The following is an 11,996-nucleotide window of genomic DNA, read 5'->3' as shown; positions in this document are numbered from 1 at the left end:
GTTTGAGACTCTTTTTCATGATTTTTCTTTCCTAATTAAGCGTGCAATTTGATTAGTAGGGAAAGTTTTTAGTTTTTCCCGTTGGCTAGTGGCTGCAATGAATGCAGAGCGCCTAGTGATTAGCACTTAGAAAGGGATAGTTTTTTGGGAATCCCTCTGCACTAATAATAGCTACACAATTTTGAAACGTCAAGCATTTTTTTGTTATTTATTTGGCTGGTTTTTATTGTCAACTTCCAGGGAAAACAGCGGCTGAATCTCTTAAAGATTAACCGCTTTTCGCTTAATTTAGTGATTCCAATGATGGAATTTTTGCCTGCTTTTAACTCCAAATTCTCCCCCGACGGAAAGGCACCTTTGGCTTATCTACTTGCGCCTCAGACAACTTCTTCCACCAGTAACCATAATCTTCCAAACCCGTCGAATTTAACAACCGATCCTTCGGGTCCGGAGCATCAATAATTGGCATTAACGACTGACCCCAAACTGCCTCCCCAAAAATCTTGCCATTTTGAGGTTTTTTCGCCTTCTCCCGCGCCAAAGTCCCCGACCCTTCTGACAGCGACCAATACCCCACTAACCCCGTTTCATCGCCTTTTAAACGGTGAACTAATTTCGATTGAATTTCCTTAGCGGTGCGGACTTTATTCCACAGACGAACCTCGGCAATTTTCCCATTAAACCAATAATCTCCGTAACCCGGTTGCTCCGTGTTCCCCGCACCAATACGGAAGGGACGTTTACTATTTGCTTTAAACTTGATATTCTCTCGCTTGCTCACTTCCTGGCCGTTGACATAGAAATAAGCTGTATCAGATTTTCCATCGTACACCCCCGTCAAATGTACCCAAACATTAATCTCAATATCCCGCCCACCCAAAACAATCCAACTCGCTCCCACCTCGCCGCTACCCAGCCAAAACTCCCATTTCTGCGAGGGAGTCGCATAGAACATATAGCCCTTGCAACCATTCACATCCGACCCATCCCGCGACATTAATACCGATCGGTATCCGTCGCCCCCAATGAACATCACCCACGCCTCAACGGTGAACGTAGCGGGATTGATTTCCTTGGCATAATCAATATCAATCTTGTCATCAATGCCGTCAAAATTCAGCACTGTTTGCAAGCGTTCTTGTGGAGCATTTGCATTCGTCATAGTCAGCATCTCCTGTGTTTCAATTACTTCGGGGATAACGGGAACCTCAGACAACTCCCAAGTTGCCTCATGAACAATCCCGTGATTAGCATTTTGAGTCTTGTCGCAAACTGTATTGCCCGTACCTTCATTTAAAGGCCAATAGCCTGCTAGTCCCGGTTCATTTCCTGCCAAACAGCGGGACATATCAGCTTGAAGTTCTGCTTGAATGCGGCATTTATTCCAGATGCGGACTTCAGAAAGTTGACCCTTCCAAGATTCTGCACCTTGAGGATTTTTCCTGCCAATTTCCCAACTAATGCTGCTTGATTTGCGCCGCCGGCTGCCGACAAAAGTCTGCACGAGTTCACCATTAACGTAAAAGTGAAGCTTGCTGTTAGCTTCAAACACCAGCGCTAGATGAAACCAAGTGCCGGCTACAAGCTTAGCTGAGGTAGTGTTGTAATTTTTTCTTTTATAAACCGTGAATCGGAGCTGGCTGTTAAATAAACCAAAACCCCAAGCAGGATGCTCCGAAAATACCCTTTGCACCCCCTTAGTTGTTTTAGTTTTCACCCAAGCTTCTACCGTAAAGTTGTTGCCTAAATCGCAGGAAATATGGGGGAGGGCAACATAACTCTCTACCCCGTCAAAGGTCAGAACTGGTCGGCTGTTATTTAGGAGATTAGTCATCACTTTGATTCCTGCTGGCTTCAGAGTTTAGATATGAATTGGATCGGGGGGCTAAGTTTCCCATTTCATACAGCAGATTCCACATTTATGAAGTACACCCGCCTATCGTGAGCTTCCCCCCGTAGGGACACGGCAGTGCCGTGTCCCTACTTCACAAACCTGGAATACGCTGTATCTAAACTTTTTAGTTTAAAAATCAGCCGTTATTTTTGGCGAAAAAGAGGAGAAAAGTGGTTTTTACCGCCTGCCCCCCCAGCAGCCACAGCTAGAACTTTTAAGTTGTTGATAGCTCCGGTAAGCAAACGGCGCCGGGTCATTGTAATTTGCCCCGTGCATCAATCGGATGCGAATGTCAACCAACTCTTCTGACCGACCATTCACTACATCGACAGAGCGGTGGGGGTGAATGAGTTCTGGTCTTTTCACCGGTGGTGATAATTTTGGCAGATTCATAATATGTCCAAATTAGTAAGGAGTAGACCAAGAACGCACTTCGCCCAGCGTCACCGGGATCGTGTCGCTCACATCAATGGTAAAGCGGTAAACTTTCTTAGCACGGCGGCTATTTTCTGGGTCAAAAAACTTTAATTTCACATCCCAGCAATCACTATCAAGCCGGCAGAACGGGCTTTTTTCTACCGTAATGCTGTCGAGTTCCATGCCTGTTGCCACTGCTGCGGCGAAGGTAGAAGCCGCTTGGAAAGCGTTAGTAGCAGCAAAATTTAGTGCTCGGTCTTGGGAAGTTGTCCCCAAATTCCGCAAATCGTAGTAAATCCGGTTGAGGAAACTGCCGAGGGTGCGTCGCATCGTTTCTTCGGTTGCTTCTGTTGCCGTGGCGCGGACTGTTTCTAAAGCGGCGGTGACGAGGGTATTAACTTTCCAACTGTAAATTCCTCGCGTGTTGTGCGGTTCGATCACCGGCACTACTTGGCCAGAGAATAGTTTAACGGTTTTGCCGCTCAGAACCCCCGGAATGCTGACTCGTTCCACATAGTCTTCACTGTCTTCCGCCTCTACTTGGCCTGCCAAAAATTCTTGCAAAAGACCGTACACGTCGCGGCCAAAAGCTCCGACCGGCTCAATGGCGTAAATGGGTGTCAGTTCCAGGTTTAGCGTCCAAATTAAAGACTTCGCCTCTGAGGGGTTTTGTTCGAGATAGTCTGCCATCTGGCGGGCATCGTAGGGATTAGCCGGCACGGCGGTATTGTCAATTTCATAGGCCGGCATCAGTTGCTTGAACGAGTCGCGCCTCGCCTCGCTGCCGAAGTCGTAACCCAATGTTCCCAAGGCGTAGACAAGCTGGACATCTTCGAGGTCGCTGGGTGCTTGGCTGGGGGCGATGCCGGTTGATCGGTTGTTGCTCATAATAGAATTGCTTGGGCTGCTAAATGAACGAATTTGTGTGGATGTTAGTAGAGATTCGGGGGTGGGTGGGAGAGATGTTGAAGAAAGCAGTGCGCTTTCTAAGCTTTCTTGTAGTTGCTGTTGGGCTTGTACGGTTTCTTCTAAAACTGTTTGAGTTATTCCTTCGCAACCGCAGCCAGCAGCCTCGACGCCTTCTAATTGCTCTGACATTTTTCCTCCTTGTATTAAATAACTTGCACCCAAAACATTGAGCTTGCCAACTAGACAGCGGTCTGCACTTTCTGTATCGGCATAGCAGGGTAAGGCACTTTTTAAAATGGCTTCCCGCACTTTGCTCGGATCGGGCTTTTGTCCCTGCTTAATTTGCAGACTGAGCAACAAAGCAGCCACCCCTGAAATAACGGGGGTGGCAAAGCTGGTGCCGCTAAGTCGGGTAGTGCCTCCTCCGGGCTTGGCTCCTAGGATGTTTTCTCCGGGGGCTAGAATACCTTGATCCTTGTAGGTTTCCCCCCAGTTACTAAAATTTAGAGGCTGACCTCGATCGTCCATTGCTCCCACTGCCAAAACTGCCGGCAGTGCAGCAGGTACGTGCAAGCAATTGCAACCGTCGTTCCCAGCCGCAGCCACGATTAAAACGTTGTTGTCGTTGCACAGTTGCACGGCACTTTCGAGCCAGCCTTCGGCTTCGCCTATTTCGGTCAGTTGACCGCCGCTGATGTTGATAATATGAGCGCCCGCGCTGACAGCACTTTCGATCGCACGAGCTATATCTAGCTGAGAAACCCTCGATCGGTTGTCGGAAAAGATGGGAACGATTAATCCCCGGCATTTAGGGGCAATTCCGGGTATTTCTGAGCCGTGTTGCCCGAAGATTATGCTGGCAACGTGGGTACCGTGCAGAGACATGGCACCGGTGGCAGATAGTTCTTCCTGCACCAATGTGGGTAGCCGTTGGAGGTTTGCTCCGGCCAAACAAGCGTGATCCCGGTCTACTAAGCCATCTAGTACCGCTACACAAACTTGGGAATCACCGCCAGTTTTTTCCCAAAGGCTTTGAATTCCAGGAATTTGGGTTACATCGGCCATTAAATTTATAAAATCCTTTGGCTTAGAGCGTCTCAAGCCTCAAGAACAGAAGCTTTCAAAATATAATAAGTAATTTTGTCCTCACAAACATTTTGTTTTGTAACATTTAATTTTAAATTTTGTAAAATTTTTTACTGGTGGCCCCGCCATCCAATAAAAAACCTAAATTTTGTCTTTTAGCTATTAATTTTTTAATCAAAACTTACGCCAAACTGTTTGTAATGCCCCGATACAGTGGCGTTACCTGGTCTAGAATTCCCTGACTAGCGCCACTCCTTGTCATGCCAGAATACGGTCGAGTAGGGGGGCAAGTCTCTGGGCAGATCGCACCAATTACAGCCATTCTTTAGTCGATCAAATATCCCCTCCAAGATTTGTCTCTTTGTCCGCACAGGGGGTCTAGTTTTCTGCTTCTCGGGTAGTAAGGGCTCAAGGATTTCCCACTTTGACACTCTCAGGGCTAAAGCCACTCAGATTCTTAAGACATTCCGGCCTTAATATCCCTATTGCTAGGGTTCCTGGGCGCAATCCTGTTGCCTAAAAAGGTGGGCTGCTATCCTTGTATTTGAACAAGATCCTCAAGCGTTTAGGGTCTTTAACCCAGGTTTCGCGGAGTCCCCGCGTACCGATACCAAGTTAGACTTTTGATTCTTTTTTGGGTTGAACTTAATCTTGATTGCTATTTTTCCTTACTTTGCAGCCAGTTACTCAATAGCAATCAATTTAATTTCTACTTATTATGAATATACACCAAAAACATTGATCAAACCAAACTTGTCACATATCTTAAGAAATTCAATACTGACACTTCCACTTGTAAAGCCGTTTTAATACCTTTTATACTTTTCAAATGTTAAGAATTAAGAAAGATTCACGGCGGTTTTAACCGCCGTGAATCTTTCATCTCAGGTCTAAAGACTCAGAGTTTTCCGCTTACCGAGTGTTTTTTATAAGTCAGTTAAGCTGCGGTCGTAGGGCATTTATTTCTGATTTTAGCTCACCATCAGAGCTGCCAAATGGGTTATACAGCGTATCCCAGGTTTGTGAATTGTAGGGACACGGCAGTGCCGTGTCCCTAGGGGGATCTATCGCTCCGGGGTGTACTTCATAAATGTGGAATTTGCTGTATATAAATAGATGCCTAATTTTTTTGCTTAACCGCAGAGGACACATAGGAATAGACGATATAGATCATCTTAAAGCCCCAATCCCAAATCTCAAATCCTATTGTGCGGGTTCAAGAATCACTTCTTGGAAGTTAATCACATCCGATCGCGGATCGCAATGTGTGACTTTGACTTCTAGCCGATCGCCAATTTCGACCGATCGACCAAATCGCATCGCCAATTCTAAGCCCAATTCTTCCAATAAAATCAATGCGAGATTGCTATCTTCCCTCAGCCAGCGCAGCATTAAAGCTTCCCAAACTCGATCGGGATTGCGCCGCAAATATTCCAATCCCCAATAGCGGTTAGTTTGGCGTTCGACGGTAGAAGCTTCTCTGACTGCGGTGCCGAGACACATCACAATATCCTGTATTTCTTGGGCAGAAAAAGGCAGTGGTTCGCCCCGCAGGTGGGCTTTAATTTGGAAGTGAGCCAGCAAGTCGGTATAGCGGCGGATGGGAGAAGTAACTTGAGCGTACAATTCCAAACCCAAGCCTGCGTGACGTCCGGGGGTCAAGCCCATTTCGCTGCGGGGCATACAGCGGCGCAGGGCGCAAGCGCGGGCGGGGCCTGCGGGTACGGCCAGCAGTTCTTCATCGGGGGGGAGTTCTGGCTGGGGCTGATAGCGGTAGGGTATTGGCAGGCTGTGAGTTTGACCGTAGCGGGCGGCGACTTCGCCAGCTAAAATCATCATTTCAGCTACTAGCATTCGGGCTGTGGACTCGTCGATGACGTGGATGTCGATGTCCTCGCCGTGGACTTTGATGACGGATTCGGGCATGAAAATGTTGATTGCGCCTTGGACTTCGCGCCATTTTTGCCGCAGTTTGGCCGCAATGGCGATCGCCCCTATTTCCGGTTCTGCTTCGATTCCCAACTCCAGCATTTCGTCTACATCATCGTAGGTTAAGCGGTAGGTTGGTTTGATCTTGCTGATGTGGATGCTGTAATCTTGAGCCGCGCCGATTTCGTCTAAGGTGACGCTAAAGCTGAGGGCGTTGCACTCTTTGCCTTGAACCAAGCTCATCGGCCCGGCGGCCAATGCTGAGGGAAACATCGGGATCGAGCCGGTGGGCAGATAAACTGTAGTGGTGCGCTTTCTGGCTTCGAGGTCGAGTTCGTCTCCGGGGGAAAGCAAGCTGGTGGGATCGGCAATGTGTATCCACAGCCGTTGCTGGCCGTTTTCGAGGAATTCTAAGCTTAGTCCGTCGTCGATTTCGGTGGTGCTTTCGTCGTCGATCGTGTAAACCTTGAGGTGAGTTAAGTCGAGACGGTTTGTCTCCGAGTCGGTTGGGGGATTTTCTAGGCAGCTTTGGGCCACTTCTAATACCTTTGCGGACAATTGTAGGGGAATTTGGCTGCGCCGCAAAAACAGGTTTTCGTGGGTGCTCCACAGGCCGAGATCGACTAGGAGTTGAAATGCTGCTTCGGGGTTTTCGGAGCGTTCTAAGCTGGCTAAAGTTTCTAAGGCCGGGGTGCGGTGCGTGGCTTCTTCTCCGAGGGTTGCAAAGCGTTCTAGGGCGTCGAGGCGAGTTCGATCGCTATTAATCCACTCGACATTTTCCCCAGCCAGCCGCTGTTTGACTCGATCCCAAAATCCTTGGGATTCTTGGTGTCGCTGCTGTTCTACTTCTTGCTGGTGTTTGATTTCGGCTACTTGGGCGGCCGATCGCGGTTCGTAACGATCGCCCTTTTGTTTGAAATACAGTTTGTCTGTTGAGAGCAAACAGTATGCTGCGTAGCACTGGGCCGGAGTGCGATCGGAAAATAGCAGCATGGCGAGGGATTCGGGATCTGTGCTTTCTCCGTCGTCCACTAGGAGTTCCCAAGCGACTTCTAAACTCGACGGATCTGAGTAACCTTCTACTTCTTTAAGAAATTTGGGAATGTCGGAGGGTTTGTAACTTTCTCCGACTGCTTCGTAGCTGATTTGCTTGGGCGGTATGCTGTGCGGTTGGCCTTTTTCGTCTACCACTACCCAGTTTTTCTTGCCGTCGGGGCGATCGGCAACTGCCAGACGGCGATCGCCGTGCACTCTAAATTCTACTAACGTTCCCTTCTCCACTTGCCAGCTTTATTAATTTTTATTGGAATATTTCACTCTTGCTATTTGTCTGGTTGCGATCCGGGGATTTTAGATTTTGGATGTTTATCTTTTTTACATCTCTTGTTAAAACTAACATCTAAAAAGTTGGGCTTTTTGTGCTTTAATTTTTAACTTTTTAGATTTTGATTAAGACTTACGCACCACCGACTAAATACCCAATCTTGCGCTCGATTAGCGATTTTCGCTTGCGACAAAAAGACGTTGTTTTCGCGTAAGTCCTATCTTTCCAAAATCTAAAATCTAAAATCCAAAATCGAATTAGCCTTCTTGATTTACGAAGGGCATCAAAGCTACAATTCTTGCTCTTTTGATGCTTCTGGTCAAATCTCGCTGCTGTTTTGCCGTCAAACCGGTAATCCGGCGGGGCAGTATTTTACCGCGTTCTGTGACGTATTTTTTGAGCAACTCGACATCTTTGTAGTCGATCGGGTCTCCTGGCTTGATTGGCGAAACGCGCCGGCGAAAGTAAGTCATGGTTCTTTGTTTGTTGACTGTTAACTGTTGACTGTTAGTTTTTAGTTATTAGCCGTTAGTTGCTAGGCATCAGGAAAGCATTTGTTAGTTATCTGCTGTTCGCGGGTCAATGTCAATTGCCAACGACTGATGACTGATGACTGATGACTAATGACTAATGACTAATGACTACTTAATCTCTTTGTGGGCAGTGTGCTTGTTGCAATGGGGGCAGAACTTTTTGAGTTCCAGCCGCGCCGTCGTGTTGCGACGGTTCTTGGTGGTGGTGTACCGAGACACGCCTTTGGAGCGTTTGCTCGCGTTGGTTCGGCACTCAGTACACTCTAGAGTAATTATGATCCGGACACCTTTAGCCATAATTCTAAATAAATTTCGACTAATTTAAACACAATTTATTATCGTCTCACACTGGTCTGCACTTGGTCAAGTAATCTTCTAACTTTGATGTCGAGGGAGTAGCCGCGCTTGGTGCCGATGACGATCGTCTTGCTGAGTCGATCGTGAAAAGCTTGGGGAAACCGGGCGGTGTCGATGAAGGCAGTGCTACAGTCGATCGCCAGCGGCAGAATCAGCAGCAAGACGGCGGCGTTGGTAGATGTGAGCCCGCCTACACCCGCAAAGGCTAGGGCGGCGCAAATGCCCAGCAATCCCTCGCGCTTGCAAAGTTTCTGCACTCCGGGAATCCGTTCGAGTCTAACATCGATAATTTTCATGTCCAACGCCCAGCGCCCAAGACTTTGACCGTGGTTTTTCCTGACAATGGGTACGCGCAGGATCATCCACAGCAGGAAAAAAAAGATGGTTTGGACGATCGGATTTGCGCCGAGAAGCAAACTGGGCAACCCAACTGCGATCGCGTCGATGCAGAAAGCAGCAGCGCGACGGCCTATCGATACTTTCGGAAGCAAGGGAACTAAATCGGAACTCATGGGCCAAAAAGAATTACTTTGAAATGCGTAAGTCTTGTTTCTATCATAATCCAAATCAAGGGGCTTGCAGCCGTAGGGCATAGCGTCAAGGCGCAGCTACATTAATAAACGTCATCATGGCTTCCAATATCCACCAATAGAATAACCATTTCTAATAATTCCTCATCGTCAGAAAATTTAAAAATTATTCTGCAATCGTAAGCAACAGAACAAGACCATAACCCGGCTAAATCCCCTCCTAACTTGTGAGACTTCAAAGATGGCATAAATGGATCATCTGTCAACAGCCTTAAAACCTTAGCAATTTGATCCTTTAATTGTGGATTTTTCTTTGTAATCTTCCTAAAAGACCGATTAAATCCACTACTCCAGACAACTTCCATCATCATCTCCTAGTAAATCTGCGATCAAATCATCAACGGTTCCTCTCTTTGCTGTCCCATTCTTAAATGCCTGCATCACCTCCTGAGCATTAGCCAAAATTTCAGCCCGCCGATTTTCAATCCGTCGCTTGCGGATCAACTCAAATAAACGCTCCTGATCTTCTATTGTCAATCTTTCAATAGACTCAATAATTTCTTGAAAAGTCATCATCTAACCTCCTTAATAATTCCCCAAGATATTAGGAATACCTTTAATAACCCGTTCTCAATTAGGCAAATAATTATCGCCTTTGTTGATAAATTCCAAAATGCGATCGACATAAACTCGATCTAGTTCTAAATTCAGAGAAACTTGTTCTCTACCAAAACCCGATCCTGAATCAAACAGCTTCACCCATGCACCGACTGACAAAAGCCACTAACATCACGATCGGTCTCCCTGCCACATTTCACTATATTATACTAGGTGATTAGGGCATTTGAAATCGCTGAAACCATTGATTTTATTGCTTCTTGGTTTTTTCTTCGGCTATAGTTGCCAAGCTCAAAAGTTAAACTTTTAGTCAAAAACTACAGAATGTCTGCAAAAGCGATATCGCCCCGTCCCAAAACCCCAAAACAGCAAGTGTTAGTCAGACTAGCCCTCGCCGTAATTGCTGCCGTTATCATCTTTAACATTCCTCACTCCTTACTTCCCGTGTTTACAGAATCCCTATCCCAAGCAACCCCGCCACCAGAAATCCAAAACCTCCTCGCCGGCAAGGGCAAAATTGTGACTGTGGGCGACAGCATCACCGAAGCCGGCAAATATCCCGGAGGTTACGTTTGGCTGCTGCAGCGCTACCTGAATGCCCTGTATCCCGATCGCCAAATCGAAGTCGTCAACGCCGGCATCTCCGGTAACAAGGCGAGTGATATGCAGGCGCGTTTTCAGAAAGATGCGATCGACAAACAGCCAGATTTAATCACCATTAACGCCGGAGTCAACGACGTTTGGCACGCCTTCTTCGACTTCCAAAAGCTTCAGTTTCATCCCCAAGGCAACCTAGCCACCGGAGTATCGCTAGCAGAATACATAGACAAAATAACCCAAATGGTGCAGGCATCAAAAGCCGCCGGAATTCGAGTTGCCCTGCTTTCTCCTACTCCAATTCGCGAAATTCTGGACGGCCCGGAAAATCGCAGATTGCAAGAATACGTAGTAGCGATGAGAGAAATCGCCAAACAAAATCAGTGCTTGTTTATCGATTTAAATGCACCTTTTCGGGAAGTAATTAGCACCTATCAAAAACACGCGGGAAAAACTCTGAATTTGTTAGCAGCCGATGGAGTTCATCCAAATCCATCGGGATATAGAATTATTGCTTTTACTATCTTGCGCGGTTTAGGCGTACCCGCCCAGGATATTGAGAATTTGCAGGTAAAAAATTAGTCAGTAGTCAGTAGTCAGTAGTCAGTAGTTATTGGTTATTGGTTATTGGTTATTGGTTATTGGTTATTTGTTAGCTCCAATGCCCAATTCCCAATTCCTAATGCCCAATCCCTCCGCTTCGCTCCGCCCAATCCCTCCGCTTCGCTCCGCCCAATTCCCTGCGCGGGCCAATTCCCAATCCCTCCGCAACGCTAGAGCCCAATTCCCAATTCCCGTTATCATTCAACCGGCGGATGATACCGCTTCAACCAACAGCTACCAATAATCACCAACGCCACCACAACAATAATTTCAGTCCAAAAAAACGATAGGAAATCGCTAGCAGTTCCCACTGGTGGCACCCCCGGCTGAGCGTTGCGAATTGCCGGAAAAGCAAACAGCATTACACCAGTCCAGCTCAGCATTCCCACTTCCGGCAACTTGCCAGATTTCATCACTTTTAGTGCTAGCAACAGCGCCATAATTGACAGCACCCACATGATGACAATAATCACCAAGGCAAAGAATTTCACTGGAAGCGATCGAGTTGCAGAAACATCGATGTAAATAAAGATAGATGAATTTTCTTCCAGCGGCTTATAACTAATATCGAAGCCAGGAACATCAGCATTAAATTTAAATTTCAGCGGCACTGGATTTACTTGAAAAGGAGCAAATTTTTTGCCTATCGAAGCCAGCGGATCGAGGGAAATTGCTACTTTAGCAATGTGCGTATCAAAGGGATAATTGTTAATTTTGCCCTCGATTAAGTTAAACTTTAATGCAGGTACAATCATCGGCTTACCTTCTTTAAAGGTAATTTCTGAATCTTCTACATTCGCACCGTTAACGGTCATTAACAAATCTTGAGCAGGGTAAGTTGGCCCTTTTTTATAAATACCTTTTAGTTCAAATTGCAAGCGAGTTTCTAATTGGTTTTTCACTGGATCTACTCCAATTACTGTCATTGTGACCTCAACCAAGCCTTTTGGTGTTACAGAGATTTCTGGAGATAATTTGTAAGGCTCTTGGGCATTAGCATTGTAAGAGTAAATAGATAAAATAATTGCCAAAAATATGACTGTGCTGCAAATTAAAACGAGTATTTTTTTGAGATGATTGTTGTTTACAATTTGCATTAATTATGGAGATTTGATACTTTAAAATCTTGTGAGCTTTTCTACAGCAAACCCTTGACAACAAAGGTTTAATCCTTCGGACTTTAGTCCTAGTTATGGATG

General features: G+C 46.4%; 14 protein-coding genes. 1 reads left to right on the top strand and 13 read right to left on the bottom strand.

The window, feature by feature from the left end; translation table 11 throughout:
* Window positions 1–322: 322 nt before the first annotated feature.
* The 11 genes from QUA97_RS01220 to QUA97_RS01175 all read right to left on the bottom strand — a co-directional run bounded on the left by QUA97_RS01220 (window position 323) and on the right by QUA97_RS01175 (window position 9,756).
* Window positions 323–1,834: a LamG-like jellyroll fold domain-containing protein gene (locus QUA97_RS01220; RefSeq protein WP_333192316.1), complete on the bottom strand. Its 1,512-nt coding sequence runs from the start codon at window positions 1,832–1,834 to the stop codon at window positions 323–325.
* A gap of 237 nt (window positions 1,835–2,071) precedes the next feature.
* Complete coding sequence (locus tag QUA97_RS01215) at window positions 2,072–2,287, bottom strand: cyanobactin biosynthesis system PatB/AcyB/McaB family protein (RefSeq protein WP_194066076.1); 216 nt, start codon at window positions 2,285–2,287, stop codon at window positions 2,072–2,074.
* A gap of 12 nt (window positions 2,288–2,299) precedes the next feature.
* Window positions 2,300–4,285, bottom strand: coding sequence for a S8 family peptidase (locus QUA97_RS01210; protein ID WP_333192312.1), 1,986 nt, complete (start codon window positions 4,283–4,285; stop codon window positions 2,300–2,302).
* Between the two features lie 263 nt (window positions 4,286–4,548).
* The gene (locus tag QUA97_RS28230) at window positions 4,549–4,737 is read right to left on the bottom strand and encodes a transposase (RefSeq protein WP_442922464.1); all 189 of its coding nucleotides are present in this window, start codon (window positions 4,735–4,737) and stop codon (window positions 4,549–4,551) included.
* A gap of 772 nt (window positions 4,738–5,509) precedes the next feature.
* The gene (locus QUA97_RS01205) at window positions 5,510–7,516 is read right to left on the bottom strand and encodes a ribonuclease catalytic domain-containing protein (RefSeq protein ID WP_333192310.1); all 2,007 of its coding nucleotides are present in this window, start codon (window positions 7,514–7,516) and stop codon (window positions 5,510–5,512) included.
* Window positions 7,517–7,816: 300 nt separating this feature from the next.
* Window positions 7,817–8,032 carry a 30S ribosomal protein S18 gene (rpsR, locus tag QUA97_RS01200; RefSeq protein ID WP_194010705.1) on the bottom strand — a complete coding sequence of 72 codons (216 nt, stop codon included), beginning with the start codon at window positions 8,030–8,032 and terminating at the stop codon, window positions 7,817–7,819.
* A 168-nt stretch (window positions 8,033–8,200) separates the two neighbouring features.
* Window positions 8,201–8,389 (bottom strand): 50S ribosomal protein L33, encoded by a 189-nt coding sequence (gene rpmG, locus QUA97_RS01195; protein ID WP_015175916.1) that lies wholly within the window; start codon window positions 8,387–8,389, stop codon window positions 8,201–8,203.
* Window positions 8,390–8,427: 38 nt separating this feature from the next.
* A complete protein-coding gene (locus QUA97_RS01190) occupies window positions 8,428–8,961 on the bottom strand; it encodes an RDD family protein (RefSeq protein WP_194066078.1) in 534 nt (177 codons plus the stop codon).
* A 101-nt stretch (window positions 8,962–9,062) separates the two neighbouring features.
* Window positions 9,063–9,350 carry a type II toxin-antitoxin system RelE/ParE family toxin gene (locus tag QUA97_RS01185; protein WP_228049753.1) on the bottom strand — a complete coding sequence of 96 codons (288 nt, stop codon included), beginning with the start codon at window positions 9,348–9,350 and terminating at the stop codon, window positions 9,063–9,065.
* Entirely contained in the window at window positions 9,325–9,555 is a 231-nt protein-coding gene (locus QUA97_RS01180) for a hypothetical protein (RefSeq protein WP_333192303.1), read from the bottom strand. The genes QUA97_RS01185 and QUA97_RS01180 overlap by 26 nt, the downstream gene beginning before the upstream one ends.
* Before the next feature lie 54 nt (window positions 9,556–9,609).
* Window positions 9,610–9,756, bottom strand: a complete 147-nt coding sequence (locus tag QUA97_RS01175; RefSeq protein ID WP_194066080.1) for a hypothetical protein — start codon at window positions 9,754–9,756, stop codon at window positions 9,610–9,612.
* A gap of 165 nt (window positions 9,757–9,921) precedes the next feature.
* Here QUA97_RS01175 and QUA97_RS01170 point away from each other — a divergent pair, with 165 nt between their 5' ends.
* A complete protein-coding gene (locus tag QUA97_RS01170) occupies window positions 9,922–10,776 on the top strand; it encodes an SGNH/GDSL hydrolase family protein (RefSeq protein ID WP_333192299.1) in 855 nt (284 codons plus the stop codon).
* A 63-nt stretch (window positions 10,777–10,839) separates the two neighbouring features.
* Here QUA97_RS01170 and QUA97_RS01165 read toward each other — a convergent pair whose 3' ends face one another.
* Both QUA97_RS01165 and QUA97_RS01160 read right to left on the bottom strand, forming a co-directional pair.
* Window positions 10,840–10,998, bottom strand: a complete 159-nt coding sequence (locus QUA97_RS01165; protein WP_333192296.1) for a hypothetical protein — start codon at window positions 10,996–10,998, stop codon at window positions 10,840–10,842.
* Window positions 10,995–11,894 carry a DUF4436 family protein gene (locus QUA97_RS01160; RefSeq protein ID WP_194066082.1) on the bottom strand — a complete coding sequence of 300 codons (900 nt, stop codon included), beginning with the start codon at window positions 11,892–11,894 and terminating at the stop codon, window positions 10,995–10,997. Before QUA97_RS01160 ends, QUA97_RS01165 begins: the two co-directional genes overlap by 4 nt.
* Window positions 11,895–11,996: the final 102 nt, after the last annotated feature.

It is taken from the genome of Microcoleus sp. CZ3-B2, assembly GCF_036705055.1.
Taxonomy (GTDB): domain Bacteria; phylum Cyanobacteriota; class Cyanobacteriia; order Cyanobacteriales; family Microcoleaceae; genus Microcoleus.
This window is presented reverse-complemented; position numbering and strand designations above follow the sequence as displayed.